The sequence below is a fragment of the Streptomyces sp. NPDC056600 genome (assembly GCF_042792855.1).
Lineage (GTDB): Bacteria > Actinomycetota > Actinomycetes > Streptomycetales > Streptomycetaceae > Streptomyces.
Map to the genome: position 1 here is coordinate 63,834 of NZ_JBHTVQ010000008.1, position 19,571 is coordinate 83,404.

Sequence of the window (19,571 nt, forward strand, 5' to 3'; positions counted from 1 at the left end):
GAGGGGTACGCATGACCGACACCGGCCAGGTCCCGGGCGACGGACTGCCGGAGAGCGCAGGCACGGTGGAACAGCCGGGCGTCCCCGCGCCGGGTTCCTACACCTACCTCTCCGAGCCGACCGCCGAGGAAGACCAGCTCCTGCTGCCGGGCGCCCAGGGCGCCTGGGGCAACGAGGTGCCGCCGGGGCAGGAAGGCGCGTACCCGGAGGGCGGCTACGCCGAAGGCGGCTACCCGGAGGGCGCCTACGCGGACCAGCACGGTCAGCGCGGCCACGGTCAGCAGGCCCATGGTCAGCAGGCCCATGGTCAGCAGGCGTACGCGGAGCAGGCGTACCCCGAGCAGCAGGCCTACCCCGAGCAGGCCTACGCGGAGCAGCAGGGTGCGGCCGGGTACCCGGCCTACGCCGAGCAGCCCGCGGGGGCGGACCAGGCCGGCGCCGCGGCGCAGGGCGGTCCTGAGCACGGCGGCCAGGAGCACCAGGGCGCCGGAGCGACGTCCCACGCCACCGGCGTCCACGACAGCGGAAGTTACGACCTCGGCGCCGCCGCCCAGGCGTCCGGACGCGGCGGCCCGCGCCGCCCGCTGCACCTCGGCCCGCCGACCCCGGACGCCTCGATGAGCCCCGTGCGGTCCCTCGCCGACCGCGGACCGGCCACCGTCGTCCGTCAGTTGGGGCAGCAGGGAGCGGCCCCGGAGTACCTCGAGTCCCAGGGCGCCGGCCCCGCCAGCCAGCACCCCGCCCCCTGGGGCGGCACGCCCACCGGGCAGGAGGCGGCCCAGGGTCACCCGGAGCGGACCGCCGCCCACAACGGGCAGGCACCCGCCGGTGACGCCTACGCCATGGCCGGGGAGGCCTACCCGGCCGCCGACGCCTCGCACGGCGCGGGCACGGCCTACGCCGCCCAGGCCGACGGCGGCACCGGCCAGTACTCCGTCGCCCCGCAGCAGCAGGCGTACGCCGGTCAGGAGACCGCCGCGCAGGACACGTTCGGCGGGCAGGAGGCGTTCGCCCCCGCCCCGCAGGACGCCCTCGACGGCGCGCAGGACACCTACCACGGGGCGCAGGACACGTACGCGGGGCAGGACGCCGCCGCCCTGCGGCAGAGCTTCCCCAACGACACCCTCTCCGGGCACGGCACGCTCGGCGGCCGCCAGGGCATCGCGGCCCACGACCTCGCCGCCGCGCAGCAGGCCACGGCCCACGGGCAGGACGCCTCCGGGCAGTTCGCCCTCGCCGAGCAGCCGCTGGGCGAGTTCGTGCCGGTCCCCGGCACCGTCCCCGCGCCACCGCACCTGGCCCCGGCCCCCGGCCGCCCCGCGGCCGCCGCGGGGGAGGCATGGGCCGCCCAGGCCCCGGGCGCGGAGACCGCCGACCTCGCAGCCCAGGCTGCGGAGCGGGCCGCCGCCGAGCAGATCGCTGCCGAGCAGATCGCTGCCGAGCACGCCGCCGCGGAGCAGGCCGCCGCAGAACAGGCCGCCGCAGAACAGGCCGCCGCAGAACAGGCCGCTGCCGAGCAGGCTGCCGCTGACCACGCCGCCGCAGAGCACGCCGCTGCCACGGCCGCGGCCGAGCAGATCGCCGCCGAGCAGGCTGCCGCGGCGCAGGCCGCCGCCGAGCAGGCGGGTGTGGACGGACAGGCCGTGGCGTCCGGGCAGTTCGAGGTGGCCCCGGTCGCCGACGCCGCCGCCGAGCACGAGGCGCAGCCCGCCCTCGAGCAGCCCGCGGAAGCGGCCGCCGAGTCCGCGGCCGGCGAGCAGCCGCAGACCCCCGAGGTTCCCGTCGCGCTCGTCCCCGCCCCCCGCGAGGGCGAGAGCATCACCGCCGAGCCGGCGGCCGTCGAGCCTCAGGACCTCGCGGCCCCGCAGCCGGACGCCGACGAGGCCGCACCCGTCGCGGCGGCGGACGCCGTGGAGGACGCGGAGGCGCCCCAGGCCGCGGAGCCGGTGGTACACCCCGAGGCCCCGGCCGTGGACACGGGCTCCGTCGAGCCCGCCCCCGTCGGCGAGGACACCCCGGCCGTGGTGGAGGAACTCGCCGAGCCGGCCGCCGTCGGCCAGGACGCCGAGCCCCAGCCCGCCGCCCCCGGCTACGCCGAGGCCGAACGCGAGGCCGTGCTCCGGGTGATGCGCGAGCGCCGCGACATCCGCCAGGGCTTCCGCCCCGACCCCATCCCGCACGAGGTGCTGCGCCGCGTCCTTGAGGCCGCGCACCACGCGCCGTCCGTCGGGCACTCCCAGCCCTGGGACTTCGTCGTCATCCGCTCCGAGGAGACCCGGCAGCAGATGCACGAACTGGCCATGGCCCAGCGCGAGGCGTACGCCAAGTCGCTGCCCAAGGGCCGGGCGAAGAAGTTCAAGGAGATGAAGATCGAGGCCATCCTCGACACTCCCGTGAACATCGTGGTCACCGCCGACCCGACCCGCGGCGGACAGCACACCCTCGGCCGGTACACCCAGCCGCAGATGGCCCCCTACTCCGCGGCCCTGGCCGTCGAGAACCTCTGGCTCGCCGCGCGCGCCGAGGGTCTCGGCGTCGGCTGGGTGAGCTTCTTCGACGAGCGGGAGATGGTCCGCGCCCTCGGCCTGCCCGAATACCTGGAGGTCGTCGCCTACCTCTGCGTGGGCTACGTCGACGAGTTCCCGGACGAGCCCGAGCTGGTGCAGGCCGGCTGGTCCAAGCGGCGCCCGCTGTCCTGGGCGGTGCACGAGGAGGCATACGGCCGCCGCGCGCTGCCCGGCGAGGAGCCGCACGACCTGCTCGCCGAGACCATCGCCGGGATCCGCCCGCTGGACGCCAAGGCGCTCGGCGAGGCGTGGGAGCGGCAGAAGCGGATGACCAAGCCGGCCGGCGCGCTCGGCATGCTGGAGATCATCTCCGCCCAGCTGTGCGGCCTGTCCCGGCAGTGCCCGCCGCCGATCCCCGAGCCCGCCGCCGTCGCGGTGTTCGCCGGCGACCACGGCGTCCACGCCCAGGGCGTGACCCCGTGGCCGCAGGAGGTCACCGCCCAGATGGTCGCCAACATGCTGGGCGGCGGCGCGGTCAGCAACGCCTTCGCCACCCAGGTCGGCGCCGAACTGTGCGTGGTGGACGTCGGCGTGGCCGCCGAACTGCCGCCCCAGCAGGGCCTGCTGCCCCGCAAGGTGCGGCCCGGCACCGCCGACATGACGCAGGGGCCCGCGATGACCCGCGAGGAGGTCAAGGCCGCCATCGAGGTGGGCATCGAGACCGCCCGCGACCTGGTCGCGGCCGGCAACAAGGCGCTGCTCACCGGTGAGATGGGCATCGCCAACACCACCGCCTCCGCCGCCCTCATCTCGGTCTACACCGACACCGACCCGGCCGAGGTCACCGGCCGCGGCACCGGTATCGACGACGAGACGCTGGCCCGCAAGACCGACGTCGTCCGCCGCGCCCTCGAGGTGCACCGGCCCGACCCGGCGGACCCGATCGGCGTCCTCGCCGCCGTCGGCGGCCTGGAGCACGCCGCCATGGTCGGCCTGCTGCTCGGCGGCGCCTGCCTGCGCACGCCGGTCATCCTGGACGGCGTCAGCGCCGGCGCCGCCGCCCTGGTGGCCCGCGCCATCGCCCCCGAGGTACTGGCCGCCTGCATCGCCGGCCACCGCAGCGCCGAGCCGGGACACGTCGCCGCGCTCAACAAGCTGGGCCTGCGCCCGCTGGTCGACCTGGACCTCCGCCTCGGAGAGGGCACCGGCGCGCTGCTCGCGCTGCCGCTGGTGCAGTCCACCGCCCGTGCCATGCACGAGGTGGCCACCTTCGACTCGGCCGGCGTCACCGAGAAGTAGCACCGCCAGGACGGGGCGGGGCGAGAGATCGTGCGAAGATCACACCGCCCTGCCCCGGTCCGGGCCCACCGCACGCCATAAACTCCCCCTGTCAGGGCAGCTCCGACGGCGCAGCTCCCACCCCTGCCGGGCATGCCCGAAGCGGCCCGGCAGCGTCCCCAGCAGCCCGTTCCCAGGGAGCCGCCCCATGGCCGAACACCCCGCCTACCCCGTGGGCCTGCGCCTCGCCGGCCGCCGAGTGGTCGTGCTCGGCGGCGGACAGGTCGCCCAGCGCCGCCTCCCCGCCCTGGTCGCGGCCGGCGCCGACGTCACCCTGGTCTCCCCGTCCGCCACCCCATCCGTCGAGGCGATGGCCGACGCCGGCGAGATCACCTGGGAACGCCGCCGCTACGCCGACGGCGACCTGGCGGGCGCCTGGTACGCCGTCGTCGCCACCAGCGACCCCGAGGCCAACACCGCGGCCTCCGCCGAGGCCGAGCGCGGTCGCGTGTGGTGCGTCCGCTCCGACGACGCCGACGCCGCCACCGCCTGGACCCCCGCCACCGGCCGCGCCGGAGGCGTCACCGTCGCCGTCCTCACCACCGAGGCCAAGGACCGCGACCCGCGCCACACCGCCGCCATCCGCGACGCCGTCGTCGAGGGCCTGCGCGACAACACCCTGGTCGCCCCGCAGCACCGCACCAAGACCCCCGGCGTCGCCCTGGTCGGCGGCGGCCCCGGCGACCCCGACCTGATCACCGTGCGCGGCCGCAGACTGCTCGCCGAGGCCGACGTCGTCATCGCCGACCGGCTCGGCCCGCGCGACCTGCTCGACGAACTCCCGCCGCACGTCGAGGTCATCGACGCCGCGAAGATCCCCTACGGGCGCTACATGGCCCAGGAGGCCATCAACAACGCCCTGATCGAGCACGCGAAGCAGGGCAAGGCCGTGGTCCGCCTCAAGGGCGGCGACCCGTTCGTCTTCGGCCGCGGCATGGAGGAGGCCCAGGCGCTCGCCGAGGCCGGCATCGCCTGCACCGTGGTCCCCGGCATCTCCTCGTCCATCTCCGTCCCGGCCGCCGCCGGCATCCCGGTCACCCACCGGGGCGTCGCCCACGAGTTCACCGTCCTCAGCGGCCACGTCGCCCCCGACGACGAGCGCTCCCTGGTCGACTGGGCGGCCATGGCCAAGCTCACCGGCACCCTCGTCATCCTGATGGGCGTCGACAAGATCGGCCGCATCGCCGAGACGCTGATCACCCACGGCAAGGCGCCCGACACCCCCGTCGCCCTCGTCCAGGAGGGCACCACCAGCGCCCAGCGGCGGGTGGACGCCACCCTCGCCACGGTCGCCGAGGTCGTCCGCGCCGAGGACGTCCGGCCGCCCGCCGTCATCGTCATCGGCCCGGTGGTCTCCGTCGGCGCCGCCACGCTCACGTAAGGCACCGCACCCCATGGCCGAACCCGTCCTCGTCGACGACCCCGCCGACCCCCGGCTCGCCGACTACACCGACCTCACCGACGTCGAACTGCGCCGCCGCCGGGAACCCGCCGAAGGCCTGTTCATCGCCGAGGGCGAGAAGGTGATCCGGCGCGCCGTCGACGGCGGCCACGCCATGCGGTCCATGATGCTCACGCCCAAGTGGGCGGGGGTGATGGCCGACGTCGTCGAGACGACCGACGCCCCCGTCCTCCTGGTGACGCCCGAGGTCGCCGAACAGGTCACCGGCTACCACGTGCACCGCGGCGCGCTCGCCTCCATGGCGCGCGAGCCGCTGCGCGACGTCGCCGAACTCCTGCCCAGGGCGCGGAGGGTGGCCGTCTTCGAGGACATCGTCGACCACGCCAACATCGGCGCCGCGTTCCGCAACGCCGCCGCGCTGGGCGTCGACGCGGTGCTGCTCACCCCGCGCTGCGCGGACCCGCTGTACCGGCGGGCGGTGAAGGTGTCGATGGGCACGGTGTTCCAGGTGCCGTGGACCCGGCTGGAGACCTGGCCCGCGGACGTCGGGCGGCTGCGGGAGGCCGGCTTCACGGTGGCCGCGTTCTGCCTGAGCGAGCAGGCCGTCACGCTGGACGAGCTGGCCGCGCGCGACGACGAGCGCCTGGCCCTCGTCTTCGGCACCGAGGGCGACGGCCTCAGCCCGAGCGTCCTGGCCGAGGCGGACGTCCACGTCACCATCCCCATGGCCGAGGGCGTCGACTCCCTCAACGTCGCCGCGGCCTCAGCGGTCGCCTTCTACGCCACCCGGCCCCGCCGCCCGGCCTGAACCGCGCGGCGGCCCCGTCCGCCGCTCAGTCACCGGCCCGCGCCGGCGAACGCGTCGACGCCGGTGAGGCGGGCCGACAGCTCCCACAGCCGCGCGGCCTGCCCGGGGTCGGTCGCGTGGGAGTGCACTCCGCCCTCCACTCCCTCGGCGGCCGGTCCGGCGATGTCGCAGTCCTCGCAGTACACGCCGCCCAGGCCCGCCAGGCCGGGGGAGGTCGCCGCCCACACCTGCGTCGCCGCGCCCTGCGCGGGCGTCTTGAAGGTGGGGTCGGCGAGTGCGCCGCTCTCGTCGATCCAGCCCGCGTCCACCATCTCCGTGGTACTGAGGTGCCGTTGCAGCGGGGTGAGGATGCTGCCCGGGTGCACCGCCAACGCCCTGACGCCGGCGCCCCGTCCCCGTGCGTCGAGGCCCACCGCGAACAGCACGTTCGCCGCCTTCGCCTGGCCGTACGCCTGCCACCGGTCGTAGCCGCGCTCGAACTGCACGTCGTCCCAGCGCATGCCCATGCCGTGCGCCCCGGAGGACACGGAGACCACACGTCCGCCACCGCTCGCGATCGCCGGCCAGAGACGGTTGACCAGCGCGAAGTGGCCGAGGTGGTTGACGGCGAACTGCGCCTCCCAGCCGGGACCCACCCGGGTCTCGGGACAGGCCATGATCCCCGCGCTGTTGATCACGATGCCGACCTCGCGCCCCGAGTCCAGGAACCGCTCGGCGAACCGGCGGACGCTGCCGAGGTCGGACAGGTCGAGGTCGGCGGTCTCCACGCCGTCGACGTCCCCGACGGCCTTCTCGGCGGCCTCCCGCCGCCGCGCGGGCACGACCACCCGGGCTCCGGCCCGTGCCAGGGCGCGGGTCGTCTCCAGCCCGAGCCCCGAGTAGCCGCCGGTGACGAGAGCGGTGGTGCCGGACAGGTCGATGCCGCTCAGGACGTCGTCCGCGGTACTGCGGGCGCCGAAGCGGGAACCGGTTGTGCGCTGCGGTGTCGTCATGCCGGCGACGCTAAGTGCTCGAGTGAGCTCTAGGTCAACGCGCGGCCCCCGGGGCGGGGTGTCCGGCTTCGCGTCCGGGCGGACGCCGGGCGCCGGCGGAGATCCGCACCACACGCGACCGCAACGAGGCGCTGCCCAGTGGGGGTGCCTCTATGTCCTTCGTCAAGCTGTGCGGGGGCTTCTCGGTTCGTAGAAGGTTCCGTCGCGGAGCACGGCGAACAGGACGCTGATGCGGTGGCGGGCGAGGCGGAGGAGGGCCTGGGTGTGGGTTTTGCCTCGGGCTCGGCAGCGGTCGTAGTAGGTCCGTGAGGCGGGATCGTGCCGGGCTGAGAACGCGGAGAGGAACATCGCCCGTTTCAGCTGCCGGTTGCCTCCTCTGGGGGCGTGTTCGCCGTGGATCGAGGTTCCCGACTGCCGGGTTGCCGGGGCGAGTCCGGCGTAGGAGGCGAGGTGGGCGGCGGTGGGGAACGAGCTGCCGTCTTGGCACGGGGGGCGGGGCGGCACCGGGGGTGGGTGGGGTGCTGATGGAGGGGCCTTGGCCGGTCCGTGGGCCCGGATCGGTCCCTGGGCCGGTCGGGACCGCCGGCTCGTCGAAGCGGGCCGGACGGCATGCGGCGGACGGTCGGCGAGACCGTGTCGGGTTCGTTCGGTCGCGTGGCGCGCGTCGTCGGACAGGTCCTTGAGGTGGGGTCGCCGGAGGGCCCTGCCCGGTCCGTGGGCCCGCCCAGGGAGCGGCCGCCGGGCGCGGGCGCTCCACTGATGCGGGCCATGCCGGGCCCCTGGGCCCCGGGCAGTCTGTGGGGCCGGGGCGGTCCGTGGGGCCGGGGCGCTCCAGGGAGCGTGTCCGGTCCGCGACGCGCGGGGTGGGTTGGCAGGGCCGCCGTCGGTTCCCCCCGTGGAGTGGGGACGGTCGGGCCTGGGCCAGGGCCATGTGGCGGCAGGGCGGGGCAGGGAGCTGGGAAGCGCGTGGGTCCGTGGGGCGCCGGCCGGGCCTGCGGACCGACGGTCAGCCCGTGAGGGCGGGGTCGGTCCGCTGAGCCGGCGGGTCCGTGGAGGGAGTCGCCGGGGCGGCCGTGGCCGAAGGCGGAGCCGCGGCGCCCGAGTCGTCCGACGGCCCCTGGCACCCCTGAACCGTCGCGATGCCCAGCGCCGCCAGCAGCGTCACCACCACGAACACGGTCAGCCGCTGCCGCAGCAGGCGTGGATTGGCCGGCCGCAGCTTCGTGCCGCTGCGCGAGCCGCCCGTGCCCGTGCCCGTCCCGGACGCCGTGCGGCCGCCCCGCGAGGAGGGGACGGCGCCCTTGCGGCCCGGCCGGCTCCCCCCGGTGGAGGGAGGACGCCGCCGCGCCGGCGTGGGGGAGGCGGACCGCCGCGCCGCCGCCGGGGAGGGCGAAGCCGTGCCCCCGGAGGACCGCACCGGCGTCCGTCCCACAGGGGCGGACGGCGCCGACCCCCGCGGCACCGGCGTCCGCACCGTCGCGGCCGCGGCCGAGCCGCCCGCGCCGTCGTCCCGCCCGGCGGACCGCGCCTCGCCCAGTCCCAGCCCCTGAGCCTCCCGCGCCGCGATCTCCTTCAGCCGCAGCGACAGCTGCAGCGTCGTCGGCCGCTGCTCGGGGTCCTTGGCCAGACAGGCCCGCACCAGCGGGGCCAGCGCCCCCGGCACACCCCGCAGCTGCGGCTCCTCGTGGACCACGCGGTACAGCATCACCTCGGAGCTGCCGTGGCCGAACGGAGAGTCACCCGTCGACGCGTACGCCAGCGTCGCGCCCAGCGCGAACACGTCGGTGGCCGGCGTCACCGCCGCCCCCCGCACCTGCTCGGGGGCGAGGAACCCGGGGGAGCCCACCGCCGTGCCGACGTGGGTGAGCGTGGACGCCCCCGTCGCCCAGGCGATGCCGAAGTCGATGATCCGAGGGCCCTTGGGGGACAGCAGGATGTTGGACGGCTTGAGGTCCCGGTGGACCACACCGGCCTCGTGCACCGCGACCAGCCCCTCGGAGAGCGCCGCGCCGACCGCCGCGACCTCCGCCGCCGGCAGCGGACCCTCCTCGGCGACCCGGTCGTGCAGCGAAGGCCCCGGCACGTACTGCGTGGCGAACCAGGGCCGCTCGGCCTCCAGGTCCGCCGCCACCAGCCGCGCCGTGCAGCCGCCCCGGATCCGCCGCGCCGCCGACACCTCACGGGCGAAACGCGACCGGAACTCCTGGTCCTCGGCCAGGTCCGGCCGGATCACCTTGAGCGCGACCCGCTGGCCCCGCCGGTCGGAGCCCAGGTAGACCACGCCCATCCCGCCCGCGCCGAGCCGCCGGTGCAGCCTGAACGAGCCGACGACGCGCGGGTCCTCGCGCCTGAGGCGCATCATCGCCATGTTCATCCCCGCTGCCCGGTCCGTCTGACGAGCCAACAGCTTACGTTTCCCGGCCGCGCCGCGCGTTCAGGCCGCGCCCGCTCACCCCTGCGCGAACGCGTTTGCGGGCCCGCGGCTGCCAAGATGCCGCCTGCGTACGGGGTTTGGCGACGGTACCGCCGCGTGAGCCACGTCACTCGCCGCCACGCGCGGGGCGAAGCTCCGGCCTCCGCTTCTCCACCCTGGGAAGTAGCCGCAGCGGCCCGGTTCATCCGGGGGCATGACGCCGCGGCCCCGAATCCGCGCGAGGATTCCTCATGTGGCCACGCAGACGTCGTCCGAGGGCGTGGTGCCGGGACGCCGAGTGCGTCCCGGGCCCGGAAGAGCGGTCCGGGTGGGGACATCGGCCCGAACGAACCCCGTGGGGACGGGGGTACGACGGACGGCACCACCACGCCGGCGCGGCGCGTTCGCCGCGCCGGCGTGGGGTTTTCACAGGCCTCGTCGGGCCGCATCGTCCTCGTCCACACCGTGATCCACTGCCCGCGTACGCTCACCGCCATGCCGGCAGACCTCCACGCACACGCCCGCGCCGCGGCCCACCCCGCCGCCGAGCCCTGCCCGGGGTGCGTCACCGGCACCCTGGCCGACCGCCCGGACGCCACCGTCGTCCGCCACCACCGCACCGTCGCCAAGGCCCACGCCCCCGGCACCGACCCGGCCGCGCTGGGTGCCCGCGTCGCGGTGGCCGCCGCCCTGCCGGAGATCCTGCTGCCGCCCCTGGACCCGTCCCCCGTCCCCCTGGACGGGCGTCTGGTGACCCGGTGGCCGCTCGGCCTGCCCGTCGACCCCGACGACCCGGACGCGGCCCCCTGGGAGGAAGCCGCCGCCCTGACCGCCCGCCTGCACCGCATCCCGCCGCCGCCCGGCCTGCCCGCCATGCGCGGCCCCGCCAAGGCGGCCCTGGCGGTCGCCGGCCTCGCCGCCGGCGCCCCGGGCCATCCGGCCGTCCCGGTGCTGCTGCGCGCCTGGCGGGCCCTGCCGCCCTGGGCCCGCGACGAGGAACCCGCCCCGCCCGCAGCCGCGGGCGCGCTCTGCCACGGAGACCTGCACCTGGGGCAGTTGGTCCGCCACCCCGCCCCCCACGGGCCGTGGCGGCTGATAGACGTCGACGACCTCGGCGTCGGCGTCCCCGCCTGGGACCTCGCCCGGCCCGCCTCCTGGTACGCCTGCGGCCTGCTGCCCGCCGAGGCGTGGCAGCGCTTCCTGCACGCCTACCGTGCCGCCCGCGGCCCCGCCGTGCCCGCCGAGGGCGACCCCTGGCCGGCGCTGGACGTGCCCGCCCGCGCCCTGACCGTGCAGACCGCCGCCCGGTCCGTCACCAAGGCCGCCCTCGCCGGACGGGCGCTGGACGAGGCGGAGGAGGCGCTGGTCGACGCCTGCGGACGCATGGCGGCCTCCGGGGACGGTCCGGTCGACCCGGTGTGACGGATCCGTCCGACCGAGGTGCAACCGACCGCGTCCGGGGGAGAGTCTGTGAGGGCGAGAGCCGCAGCACCAGAGAACACGCACCGCGATACGAGGAGTTGATCCGTCGATGCACTGTCCGAAGTGTCACGCGCCGATGCACACCTACAACCGCAACGGGGTCCAGATCGAGCAGTGCTCGGGCTGCCGGGGGATCTTCCTCGACTACGGCGAGCTGGAGACGCTGACCCGGCTGGAGGCCCAGTGGGCCCAGCCCGCCCCGCCCGCGGCCCCGGGTGCCCCGGCCTGGGGCGCTCCGCACGCCGGCCACCACGGCCACGGCGGGCACCACCGCCCGAACAGCTTCGGCCGGATGCTCTTCTCGTCCTGACGTCCCTCGTCCCGACGCCGCCCGACGGCCCCTTCCGCGGGGCCGCCGGGGCGCGCGGGGACGACGGAAACGCGGAAGCCCCCGTCCACCGAGGTGGACGGGGGCTTCGCGCCGGTGTGGACGATACTGGGATTGAACCAGTGACCTCTTCCGTGTCAGGGAAGCGCTCTCCCGCTGAGCTAATCGTCCTCGAGGCAGGTGCGCGGCCCGGGGGCCGTGCCTACCGCGTGCGCGATACTGGGATTGAACCAGTGACCTCTTCCGTGTCAGGGAAGCGCTCTCCCGCTGAGCTAATCGCGCGGGGATCCTTGCGGATCAGGTCCTTGCGGACCGGTGGACGATACTGGGATTGAACCAGTGACCTCTTCCGTGTCAGGGAAGCGCTCTCCCGCTGAGCTAATCGTCCTTGGAGGTGGAGACGGGATTTGAACCCGTGTAGACGGCTTTGCAGGCCGTTGCCTCGCCTCTCGGCCACTCCACCAGGAGCGCAGGGGTTCGGGAAGATCCCCTGCTCTTCATGCGAGCGGACGACGAGGCTCGAACTCGCGACCTCAACCTTGGCAAGGTTGCGCTCTACCAACTGAGCTACGTCCGCCTGTCGTTTCGGTCCGCTTCCGCGTCCCGGCGACGTGTTGAACTTTAGCCCATTCCCGGGCCAGTACAAAAACGCGTTTGCCCAGCATGCCGCGGCGGACCTCGACGGAGCGTGTTCCGGCAGGTCCCGCACCCGCGCCCGCGGCGCCCGGTCCCACCGGCCCGGAAAGCCTCGCCCGTCCCGGCCTACACTCGGCGGAGTGCAGCACCTCCCATCCCTCGCCCGGTTCGGCGGCCTCGTCGCCACCGGCCTGCTCGACGTCACCGACGACCCGGCAGCGCTCGACTCCAGCGGTTTCTGGGCCGTCGCCGCCGACTACGAGGGTCGTCTGACCTGCGCGCGCTTCGCCGACGTCCGCGCCGAGCCGGTTCCCGCGCCGGTCCCCGGACGGTGGCCGGCGCCCGCCCCCGGCGACTGGACGTCCTCGCTCGACCGCGCCGCGTACACCGAAGGCGTGCGCCGCATCCACCGGCACATAGCGGCCGGCGAGGTCTACCAGGCCAACCTCTGCCGCGTTCTCGCCGCGCCCGTCGCCCCGCACGCTGACGTCGACGACCTGACGGCGCTGCTGGCGCGCGGCAACCCGGCGCCGTACGCAGGAACGATCCGTCTGCCGGAGCACGGGGTGGAGATCGCCACCGCCTCCCCGGAGCTCTTCCTCAGCCGCGACGGGCGGACCGTGGAGTCCGGCCCGATCAAGGGGACCGGACGGACGGAGGCGGACCTGCTGCCCAAGGACACGGCCGAGAACGTCATGATCGTCGACCTGGTCCGCAACGACCTCGGCCGGGTCTGCCGCACCGGCAGCGTCACCGTGCCCGACCTGTGCACGGTGGAGAAGCACCCCGGCCTGGTCCACCTGGTCTCCACGGTGCGCGGCGAGCTGCTGCCCGGGGCCGGCTGGCCCGAGCTGCTGGCCGCCGCCTTCCCGCCCGGCTCGGTGACCGGCGCACCCAAGGAGAGCGCCCTGACGATCCTCGCCGCGCTCGAGCGGGGGCCGCGCGGCCCCTACTGCGGTGGCATCGGCTGGGTCGACGCCGACCGCGGGTGCGCCGAGCTGGCCGTCGGCATCCGCACCTTCTGGATCGACCGGGACGGCCCGGACTCCGCCGTGCTGCGTTTCGGGACCGGCGCCGGGATCACCTGGGACTCCGACCCGGAGCGGGAGTGGGCGGAGACCGAGCTCAAGGCGTCCCGGCTGCTCGCGGTAGCGTCGGGAACGTACGACACCAGTGGAGGGACCCTTTCGTGAAGATATGGCTCGACGGCGGGCTCAAGGACATCGAGTCCGCCCGCGTCTCCGTCCTCGACCACGGGCTGACCGTGGGGGACGGCATCTTCGAGACGGTGAAGACGGTCGACGGGAAGCCCTTCGCCCTCACCCGCCACCTGGACCGGCTCGCCCGGTCCGCCCGGGGGCTCGGCCTGCCCGCCCCCGACGCCGACGAGGTCCGCCGCGCCTGCGCGGCCGTGATCGACGCCCACCCGGGCCTGCCGCTGGGCCGTCTGCGGATCACCTACACCGGTGGCCACGGCCCGCTCGGCTCCGACCGCGGCGACCGGGGCACCACGCTGGTGGTGGCGCTCGGCGAGGCCAAGGCCCGCCCGGACTCCACCGCGGTGATCACCGTGCCGTGGACCCGCAACGAGCGCGGCGCGCTCACCGGCCTGAAGACCACCTCCTACGCGGAGAACGTCGTCGCGCTCGCCCGCGCCCACGAACAGGGCGCCTCCGAGGCCCTGTTCGGCAACACCGTCGGGCAGCTCTGCGAGGGCACCGGCTCCAACGTCTTCGTCGTCCTGGACGGCGAGATCCTCACCCCGCCGCTCGCCTCCGGCTGCCTGGCGGGCATCACCCGCGAGCTGGTGGCCGAGTGGACCGGCGCGCGGGAGACCGACCTGCCGCTGGACGTCCTGGAGCGCGCCGACGAGGTGTTCCTGACCTCCTCGCTCCGCGACGTGCAGGCGGTGCACCGCGTGGACGACCGTGAACTGCCCGGCGTCGAGGGTCCGTTGACGGCGAAGGCGATGCGGCTCTTCGCGGAGCGGTCGGGCGACGACCTCGACCCGTGACCGTGGTGGCCGCAGGACGCCGGTGGGGTAGAACCACGGCATGACCACCACCCTGCGGCCCATCGAGCCGTTGCAGCAGGAGAACGACGGCAGCCGGTCGCGCCGGTACCAGGTGTGTGTGAACAGCCGCCCCGTCGGCTCCGTGCGGCTGGGCACCTCGGCCGTGTTCGGCGACATGGTGGCCCGGGTGCTGGACCTGCGGATCGACGAGCCCGACCGGCGGCGCGGCCGCGCCACGGTGGCCGCGCTCGCCGCCGAGGAGGTCGCCCGCTCCTGGGGCTGCCGCCGGCTCGACGTGGCCGTGCCCGCGGAGGCGGAGGCCGCGCTGCGGCTGGCGGGGGCGCTCGGCTACGTGACGCGCAACCGGAACATGGAGAAGCGGCTCGACGCGGCCCCGCCCGCGCTTCCCCCGGGGAGCCGTGTCCGGGCCATGCGGCCCGACGAGTTCGCGGTCTGGCGCGAGGCCGACGTCCAGGAGTACGCCCGGCAGTGGTCGGACCGCGGCGTCCCCGAGGCGGAGGCCCTCGCCCAGGCGCACCGCGGCCAGCGCGACACCCTGCCGGACGGCATCGACACCGCCGGCATGGAGTTCCTGGTGCTGGAGCACGCGGGAGAGCGGGCCGGCATGCTGTGGCTGGCGTTCGGCACGCCGGGGGAGCCCTCCCGGGCGTCCACGCCGGAGCCGTCCGGTCCGGAGCCGGTGTACGTGTACCACGTCAGCACCGAGGCCGCCCTGCGCGGCCGGGGACACGGACGGAGCCTGATGCTGCATGCCGAGGCCCGGGCGGCGGCGGAGGGGCGGCCGGCGGTGCGCCTCAACGTCTTCGCGGGCAACACCCCGGCCGAGCGCCTCTACGCGTCCCTCGGATACCGCACCGCCGTCCACCACCTGTACAAGACGCTGCTCTGACCGCGGAGCCGCCCGGGGACGGGCGTCAGGGCCGCCCGGCGGCCGACGCGGTCAGGCCTGGCCGAGGAGGGCGTCGGCGAGGGTCTCGATGCGGGCGCGGAGGCCCTCCTGGGACTTGCCCCCGTCGAGGCGCTCGCCGTCGATGACGTACGTCGGCGTCCCCGTGACGCCGATCGCCTTGCCCTCCGCCTGGTCGGCGTCGACGATCAGGATGTGCCGGCCGTCGATCAGCGCCGTGTCGACCTCCTCCGCGTCGAGCCCGAGCTCCCGCGCGACGTCGACCAGCAGCGCCTCCCCCCGGCGGTCCAGCTCCTCGACCCGGCCGAGGACCGCCTCCACGTACTCCCAGCCCTTGCCCTGCTCCAGCGCCTCCTCGGCGGCCTGCGCCGCGGCGAAGGCGTGCTTGTGCTTCTCCAGCGGGAAGTGGCGCAGCCGCACCTCCAGCCGGTCGCCGTAACGGGCGCGCAGGGCGCGGACGTCGTCCAGGGCGGTGCGGCAGTCGGGGCACTGCAGCTCGCACCAGACGTCGAGCACGACGGGGGCGGGGGTGCTGGAGGAGGTGTCGCTCATGGGACCAGTCTTCCAGCCGCGCCGCGCCCCCCGCTCCTCAGGGGCCGCCTGGGGGATGTCCCTGATTTCGGCCCGGATCCGGCCAGGATCCGTGGCGCCCGGGCGTGCCGCGGGGGCACGATGGAGGGAGCGTCACCGTCCGTCCCGTCCGTCAGGAGGCCCGATGCTCGCCGAGACCATCTGCAGCGCGGTGTCCGCCGCAGGCCTGGGCATCGCCGCGATCACCGCCTTCCGGCGCCGCTTCCTGACCGCTGCCCGGATCGCCGCGTACGCCCTGATCCCGCTCGGCCTGGTGCTGACCGGAGCGGTCGCCTGGGCCGCCGACACCGCCTTCGACCCGATGGCCTGGGTCGGCTTCGGCCTGCTCGGCGCCGCCTGGCTGCTCTTCCTGCTGAGCCGCGCCGTGGAGCGCCGTCGCCTGCGCAGGGCGACGCCGGAGACCCCGGGCGAGGGCGGACGGCCCGCCGCCGGACCGGCCGCCTCGCGCCGTGCCGTGCCTCCGGCCCCGGAGGGCGGCCGTCGTGGACCGGCGGCCGGGTCCGGCGACCAGGACGACTTCAGCGACATCGAGGCGATCCTGAAGAAGCACGGCATCTGAGACAGCGGAGGACGGTCAGGGACAGTCGGGGACAGCCGGGGACAGTTCGAGAGGCATATGATCTGACCTTTTCGGTCGGCGATCATGCTGCGTCCCACGAGCGGTCCGTTCCGGTCGCGAACCGGCCTCGCGGAGGCCCGCCGGGCGCACTACCTGGCACGACGCGGCTCCCGTTCGCCCGGGGGGCGCGCGTCGGCCCATGATGCTCCCGAGATGCTGGACACGACTCGGAGCGAGGCCGCCACGTCTCCGGAAGGAGACGAGCACGAGCCCCGCGGGTGCCTCTTCGCCCTCTCCCAGCCACCGCTGATGATCTTCCTGGCGGTGATCGGGAGCCTGTTCCTCATGGCAGCGCTGCACGACCTGCTGCTGCTGTGAGCCGGCCGCGCGCGTCCCCGGCGACACCCGTCGGGGGCGGCGTTCTCAGACCCCGGCACGGCCCACCGGGCCCCGGGGGACGGAGAGGGTGGCTCAGCCCGCCGCTTCCTTGCGCCGGGCCCGGTAGGCCGCGACGTGCAGCCGGTTTCCGCAGGTGCGGCTGTCGCAGTAGCGCCGGGAACGGTTGCGCGAGAGGTCCACGAAGGCACGGCGGCAGTCCGGCGCCTCGCAGCGCCGCAGTCTCTCCTGCTCCCCGGCGACCACGAAGAACGCCAGCGCCATCCCGCAGTCCGCGGCCAGGTGGTCGGCGACGGAGGCCCCGGGCGCGAAGTAGTGGACGTGCCAGTCGTAGTCGTCGTGGTCGGTCAGCCGCGGCGTGGTGCCCGCCGCGGCGACCAGCTCGTTGATCAGCCCGGCGGCGATCCGGGCGTCCGGGGCCGCGAACACCGCCGCGAACCGTGCCCGCAGCCGCCTCACCGCGGAGAGGTCCAGCTCGGAGAGGGTTCCCACGTCGCTGATCCGGTGCCCCGCGACGAACCGCTCGAGCGCGCCGAGGTCCGGCAGTCCCTCCGCCACGCCGTCCTCCGGCGCGGTGTTCACCAGATCCACCACCGCGTCGAGGGCACACCGGGTGTCGTGGGTGATCAGCACGTGTCGCTCCCTGCCTGGCATGCGTGGGCCGCCCGCCGATGGTGGCCGATCGTAATGGCTTTTCAGGCGGGAGGAAGGGCCGGTCCGCACGCCGGGAGCGAACGCCCGCCCCGGCTGCCGGCCCCCACCGGCGCCGGGCCCGCCCCGGACGCACCGGCGCCGCCGCCGCGGAGGGTGACCGCGGCGACGGCGCCGGTGTGTGTGGAGTCGCGCCGGCTCGCGTGGTGCTTGCGCCGGCCCCGGCCGTCTCCCCGAGTGGACGGCCGAGGTTGCTGGAGTGGTGGTGGGGACCGGGGCCGGAGGCGCCCCGGGGGTCTCCCGCCCTAGCTCTCCGCCAGGATGTGCGAGAGTTCCTGGTCGAGATCGAAGTGCCGGTGCTCCGTGCCGGGTGGCACAGCGGCGTCCGTACGCTTCAGGAAGGACTCCAGGGCCCGCGCCGGGGCCTCGAGCAGGGCCTCGCCCTCGGGGGAGCTGAGGGCGATGCAGACGACCCCCTGACCGTGACTGCGGGACGGCCAGACACGGACGTCGCCCGTGCCGGTCGGCCGGTGCAGCCCCTCGGCGAGGAGGTCACGGGCGAACACCCATTCGACCGTCTCCTCGGCTCCGGTGTGGAAGGTGGCGTGCACGGCATAGGGATCGGCCGTGTCGTACCGCAGGCCTGCGGGGACAGGCAGTGAGGACTCGCTCGATACAACGAGGCGCAGGTGCAGCTCGCAGCTGACCGTGGTGTTCATAAGCGCCAGGGCCTTTCGCTCAGTGTGCGCTCGGGGATTCGCACGTCGGCGAAATCGACATGCCACACACGATGCCGTTGTAAACCCCTCTGAGGGTTTTGCGTGCGTTTATGTACCTCTTCTGGCCGAGGGTACTTCCTTTGAAGCGACCATTCCGGTGATCACTTTCCCTCGGGTAGGGTTTCGCTGATGAATACGGGGAGTGACGAACCTGGGGGGACGCGGGGGATGCGCACGACAGCGGGCGAGGTGGAATCCGACGTGACACAGGACGATCGTGGAACCCCGGCCGACGGCACGGAAGGCGGCGCGCCGGGCGCCGGCGCCACCATGAGCGAGGTGGCGGACACGGAGGGCTCCGAAGGGGCGGATCACGGGCACGGGCGGGGCCTGGGCTCGCGCGCCCCGCGGTTCGTCCGCCGGAGCCGGCCGCTCCACCTGAGCTGGCAGGTCGGCGTCTTCCTGATCGGCCTCGCGGTGGTCGGCGGCGGCGTCCTGCTGCTGCCCCTGCCCGGCCCCGGCTGGGTGATCATCTTCGCCGGCATGGCGATCTGGGCCACCGAGTTCGTCTGGGCCCAGCTGGTGCTGCGCTGGACGAAGCGCAAGGTCACCGAGGCCGCGCAGAAGGCGCTGGACCCCAAGGTGCGGCGCCGCAACCTGATCCTCACGGCCGTCGCGCTGGTGATCGTCTGCACCCTGGGGGGCCTGTACCTCTGGAAGTTCGGTCTCGTCATGCCCTGGAACGCCGGGCGGCACTGACCGGGGTGGTGCGGAGCACCCCGTGACATGGGGTAATGTTCTTCCTGCGCCCGGGCGATTAGCTCAGCGGGAGAGCGCTTCGTTCACACCGAAGAGGTCACTGGTTCGAACCCAGTATCGCCCACCGACGAGGAGGGTCCGGTTCCGCGGAAACGCGGAACCGGACCCTCCTCGCTTTGTCTCCCCGCGACGCGGGACCGTGACCGGACCGGGTAATTCGGTCCGGAATTCGATGATTCTTTTTCACGGAACGCCGGGTAATTCCCACGGTGTTCGCGGACCCTCTTCCTCCGTTTATCCGGCGGTCCGTCAAGTGTCTCCCGAAGACCGGTAATTCACCGGCCCACAGCGAATACGCGAAAACGAGGACAGGGCCTCCACCGAGGGCGGCCGCAACTCGACGGGACCCGCCGCCCGTTCGCCGGCCGCCCCGCGGAGGGGCGCCGAACGGCTCGTGGACACTGGGCCCATGAGACCGAGCGAGCTCACCCGGTACCGCTTCGAGGGCCGCTGGACCCTGTCCGCGCCGCCCGCGGAGGTCTACGGCGTCCTGGAACGCGTCGACGACTACCCCCGCTGGTGGCCGCAGGTGCGACGGGCGGAGCGGACCGGCGAGGCCTCCGGGCGGGTGCTCGTCCGCTCGCTCCTCCCGTACGACCTGCGCATGGACATCAGGGCCGTCCGTCACGAACCGGAGAACGGGGTGCTGGAGGCCGCGCTCTCCGGCGACCTGGAGGGCTGGATGCGCTGGACCGTCCGCCCGGCCGGCGCCGGGACCCTGGTCCTCCACGAGCAGGACACCGACCTCGCCAAGCCCCTGCTGCGCCTGCTCGGCGTGCCCGGCCGCCCGCTGCTGCGGGCCAACCACGCCCTGATGATGCGCGGCGGCCGCCGCGGCCTGGCGGCGTTCCTGGCGGGCGGCGGGGAAGCGGTTTGAACGAAGGGCCGTCGGACCTGTATTGTTCAGTGCGTTCCCGGGCGATTAGCTCAGCGGGAGAGCGCTTCGTTCACACCGAAGAGGTCACTGGTTCGAACCCAGTATCGCCCA

The 19,571-nt window shown here is 74.8% G+C and carries 17 protein-coding genes, 7 tRNA genes and 1 pseudogene; 14 read left to right on the forward strand and 11 right to left on the reverse strand.

Annotated features, from left to right (window positions below):
• Window positions 1–11 precede the first annotated feature (11 nt).
• The 3 genes from cobT (at window position 12) to ACFRAV_RS06710 (ending at window position 6,055) form a co-directional block, all read left to right on the forward strand.
• Window positions 12–3,806 (forward strand): nicotinate-nucleotide--dimethylbenzimidazole phosphoribosyltransferase, encoded by a 3,795-nt coding sequence (gene cobT / locus ACFRAV_RS06700; RefSeq protein WP_382552225.1) that lies wholly within the window; start codon window positions 12–14, stop codon window positions 3,804–3,806.
• A 187-nt stretch (window positions 3,807–3,993) separates the two neighbouring features.
• Window positions 3,994–5,226 carry a uroporphyrinogen-III C-methyltransferase gene (gene cobA, locus ACFRAV_RS06705; RefSeq protein WP_382552227.1) on the forward strand — a complete coding sequence of 411 codons (1,233 nt, stop codon included), beginning with the start codon at window positions 3,994–3,996 and terminating at the stop codon, window positions 5,224–5,226.
• Window positions 5,227–5,239: 13 nt separating this feature from the next.
• The gene (locus ACFRAV_RS06710) at window positions 5,240–6,055 is read left to right on the forward strand and encodes a TrmH family RNA methyltransferase (protein ID WP_382552228.1); all 816 of its coding nucleotides are present in this window, start codon (window positions 5,240–5,242) and stop codon (window positions 6,053–6,055) included.
• 29 nt (window positions 6,056–6,084) lie between these two features.
• On the opposite strand, the gene ACFRAV_RS06715 is transcribed toward ACFRAV_RS06710, so the two are convergent.
• The 3 genes and pseudogenes from ACFRAV_RS06715 to ACFRAV_RS06725 form a co-directional block, all read right to left on the reverse strand.
• A complete protein-coding gene (locus ACFRAV_RS06715) occupies window positions 6,085–7,047 on the reverse strand; it encodes an SDR family NAD(P)-dependent oxidoreductase (protein ID WP_382552230.1) in 963 nt (320 codons plus the stop codon).
• A 162-nt stretch (window positions 7,048–7,209) separates the two neighbouring features.
• Window positions 7,210–7,527, reverse strand: a pseudogene (locus ACFRAV_RS06720) (transposase); the annotation flags it as partial.
• A gap of 526 nt (window positions 7,528–8,053) precedes the next feature.
• Entirely contained in the window at window positions 8,054–9,421 is a 1,368-nt protein-coding gene (locus ACFRAV_RS06725; RefSeq protein WP_382552330.1) for a serine/threonine-protein kinase, read from the reverse strand.
• Between the two features lie 534 nt (window positions 9,422–9,955).
• On the opposite strand from ACFRAV_RS06725, the gene ACFRAV_RS06730 reads away from it, so the two are divergent.
• On the forward strand, window positions 9,956–10,882 hold the full coding sequence (locus tag ACFRAV_RS06730) for an aminoglycoside phosphotransferase family protein (RefSeq protein WP_382552232.1): 927 nt from the start codon (window positions 9,956–9,958) through the stop codon (window positions 10,880–10,882).
• A gap of 109 nt (window positions 10,883–10,991) precedes the next feature.
• Window positions 10,992–11,252 (forward strand): zf-TFIIB domain-containing protein, encoded by a 261-nt coding sequence (locus tag ACFRAV_RS06735; RefSeq protein WP_351112305.1) that lies wholly within the window; start codon window positions 10,992–10,994, stop codon window positions 11,250–11,252.
• A 117-nt stretch (window positions 11,253–11,369) separates the two neighbouring features.
• On the opposite strand, the gene ACFRAV_RS06740 is transcribed toward ACFRAV_RS06735, so the two are convergent.
• From ACFRAV_RS06740 to ACFRAV_RS06760, 5 genes are all read right to left on the reverse strand, one after another.
• A tRNA-Val gene (locus ACFRAV_RS06740) sits at window positions 11,370–11,441 on the reverse strand.
• Window positions 11,442–11,480: 39 nt separating this feature from the next.
• Window positions 11,481–11,552: transfer RNA gene (locus ACFRAV_RS06745), tRNA-Val, on the reverse strand.
• 34 nt (window positions 11,553–11,586) lie between these two features.
• A tRNA-Val gene (locus ACFRAV_RS06750) sits at window positions 11,587–11,658 on the reverse strand.
• Between the two features lies 1 nt (window position 11,659).
• Window positions 11,660–11,733 (reverse strand) — tRNA-Cys (locus ACFRAV_RS06755).
• A 41-nt stretch (window positions 11,734–11,774) separates the two neighbouring features.
• A tRNA-Gly gene (locus ACFRAV_RS06760) sits at window positions 11,775–11,847 on the reverse strand.
• A 199-nt stretch (window positions 11,848–12,046) separates the two neighbouring features.
• Here ACFRAV_RS06760 and ACFRAV_RS06765 point away from each other — a divergent pair.
• Genes ACFRAV_RS06765 through ACFRAV_RS06775 form a run of 3 tightly spaced genes read left to right on the forward strand, consistent with a single transcriptional unit; the run spans window position 12,047 to window position 14,830 of the window.
• Complete coding sequence (locus ACFRAV_RS06765) at window positions 12,047–13,099, forward strand: chorismate-binding protein (protein ID WP_382552234.1); 1,053 nt, start codon at window positions 12,047–12,049, stop codon at window positions 13,097–13,099.
• On the forward strand, window positions 13,096–13,920 hold the full coding sequence (locus ACFRAV_RS06770; RefSeq protein WP_382552236.1) for an aminotransferase class IV: 825 nt from the start codon (window positions 13,096–13,098) through the stop codon (window positions 13,918–13,920). The genes ACFRAV_RS06765 and ACFRAV_RS06770 overlap by 4 nt, the downstream gene beginning before the upstream one ends.
• 40 nt (window positions 13,921–13,960) lie before the next feature.
• A complete protein-coding gene (locus tag ACFRAV_RS06775; protein ID WP_382552238.1) occupies window positions 13,961–14,830 on the forward strand; it encodes a GNAT family N-acetyltransferase in 870 nt (289 codons plus the stop codon).
• Window positions 14,831–14,881: 51 nt separating this feature from the next.
• On the opposite strand, the gene ACFRAV_RS06780 is transcribed toward ACFRAV_RS06775, so the two are convergent.
• The gene (locus tag ACFRAV_RS06780; RefSeq protein ID WP_382552239.1) at window positions 14,882–15,400 is read right to left on the reverse strand and encodes a DsbA family protein; all 519 of its coding nucleotides are present in this window, start codon (window positions 15,398–15,400) and stop codon (window positions 14,882–14,884) included.
• 163 nt (window positions 15,401–15,563) lie between these two features.
• Here ACFRAV_RS06780 and ACFRAV_RS06785 point away from each other — a divergent pair, with 163 nt between their 5' ends.
• Window positions 15,564–15,998 carry a hypothetical protein gene (locus tag ACFRAV_RS06785; RefSeq protein ID WP_382552241.1) on the forward strand — a complete coding sequence of 145 codons (435 nt, stop codon included), beginning with the start codon at window positions 15,564–15,566 and terminating at the stop codon, window positions 15,996–15,998.
• A 213-nt stretch (window positions 15,999–16,211) separates the two neighbouring features.
• Entirely contained in the window at window positions 16,212–16,376 is a 165-nt protein-coding gene (locus ACFRAV_RS06790; RefSeq protein WP_170145144.1) for a hypothetical protein, read from the forward strand.
• A gap of 93 nt (window positions 16,377–16,469) precedes the next feature.
• On the opposite strand, the gene ACFRAV_RS06795 is transcribed toward ACFRAV_RS06790, so the two are convergent.
• Window positions 16,470–17,027 carry a CGNR zinc finger domain-containing protein gene (locus ACFRAV_RS06795; RefSeq protein WP_382552243.1) on the reverse strand — a complete coding sequence of 186 codons (558 nt, stop codon included), beginning with the start codon at window positions 17,025–17,027 and terminating at the stop codon, window positions 16,470–16,472.
• A gap of 323 nt (window positions 17,028–17,350) precedes the next feature.
• Entirely contained in the window at window positions 17,351–17,764 is a 414-nt protein-coding gene (locus ACFRAV_RS06800; RefSeq protein ID WP_004002642.1) for an SsgA family sporulation/cell division regulator, read from the reverse strand.
• A 330-nt stretch (window positions 17,765–18,094) separates the two neighbouring features.
• Here ACFRAV_RS06800 and ACFRAV_RS06805 point away from each other — a divergent pair, with 330 nt between their 5' ends.
• From ACFRAV_RS06805 to ACFRAV_RS06820, 4 genes are all read left to right on the forward strand, one after another.
• Window positions 18,095–18,523 (forward strand): TIGR02611 family protein, encoded by a 429-nt coding sequence (locus ACFRAV_RS06805; RefSeq protein WP_382552332.1) that lies wholly within the window; start codon window positions 18,095–18,097, stop codon window positions 18,521–18,523.
• Between the two features lie 52 nt (window positions 18,524–18,575).
• A tRNA-Val gene (locus ACFRAV_RS06810) sits at window positions 18,576–18,647 on the forward strand.
• A gap of 345 nt (window positions 18,648–18,992) precedes the next feature.
• Complete coding sequence (locus tag ACFRAV_RS06815; RefSeq protein WP_382552245.1) at window positions 18,993–19,460, forward strand: SRPBCC family protein; 468 nt, start codon at window positions 18,993–18,995, stop codon at window positions 19,458–19,460.
• 39 nt (window positions 19,461–19,499) lie between these two features.
• Window positions 19,500–19,571 (forward strand) — tRNA-Val (locus ACFRAV_RS06820).

Excerpts from the sequence above, each read along its gene's own strand:
- cobT (WP_382552225.1), top strand. The coding sequence starts at position 12 with ATGACCGACACCGGCCAGGTCCCGGGCGACGGACTGCCGGAGAGCGCA.
- cobA (WP_382552227.1), top strand. The coding sequence starts at position 3,994 with ATGGCCGAACACCCCGCCTACCCCGTGGGCCTGCGCCTCGCCGGCCGC.
- ACFRAV_RS06710 (WP_382552228.1), top strand. The coding sequence starts at position 5,240 with ATGGCCGAACCCGTCCTCGTCGACGACCCCGCCGACCCCCGGCTCGCC.
- ACFRAV_RS06715 (WP_382552230.1), bottom strand. The coding sequence starts at position 7,047 with ATGACGACACCGCAGCGCACAACCGGTTCCCGCTTCGGCGCCCGCAGT.
- ACFRAV_RS06725 (WP_382552330.1), bottom strand. The coding sequence starts at position 9,421 with ATGAACATGGCGATGATGCGCCTCAGGCGCGAGGACCCGCGCGTCGTC.
- ACFRAV_RS06730 (WP_382552232.1), top strand. The coding sequence starts at position 9,956 with ATGCCGGCAGACCTCCACGCACACGCCCGCGCCGCGGCCCACCCCGCC.
- ACFRAV_RS06735 (WP_351112305.1), top strand. The coding sequence starts at position 10,992 with ATGCACTGTCCGAAGTGTCACGCGCCGATGCACACCTACAACCGCAAC.
- ACFRAV_RS06775 (WP_382552238.1), top strand. The coding sequence starts at position 13,961 with ATGACCACCACCCTGCGGCCCATCGAGCCGTTGCAGCAGGAGAACGAC.
- ACFRAV_RS06780 (WP_382552239.1), bottom strand. The coding sequence starts at position 15,400 with ATGAGCGACACCTCCTCCAGCACCCCCGCCCCCGTCGTGCTCGACGTC.
- ACFRAV_RS06785 (WP_382552241.1), top strand. The coding sequence starts at position 15,564 with ATGCTCGCCGAGACCATCTGCAGCGCGGTGTCCGCCGCAGGCCTGGGC.
- ACFRAV_RS06790 (WP_170145144.1), top strand. The coding sequence starts at position 16,212 with ATGCTGGACACGACTCGGAGCGAGGCCGCCACGTCTCCGGAAGGAGAC.
- ACFRAV_RS06800 (WP_004002642.1), bottom strand. The coding sequence starts at position 17,764 with ATGAACACCACGGTCAGCTGCGAGCTGCACCTGCGCCTCGTTGTATCG.
- ACFRAV_RS06805 (WP_382552332.1), top strand. The coding sequence starts at position 18,095 with ATGAGCGAGGTGGCGGACACGGAGGGCTCCGAAGGGGCGGATCACGGG.
- ACFRAV_RS06815 (WP_382552245.1), top strand. The coding sequence starts at position 18,993 with ATGAGACCGAGCGAGCTCACCCGGTACCGCTTCGAGGGCCGCTGGACC.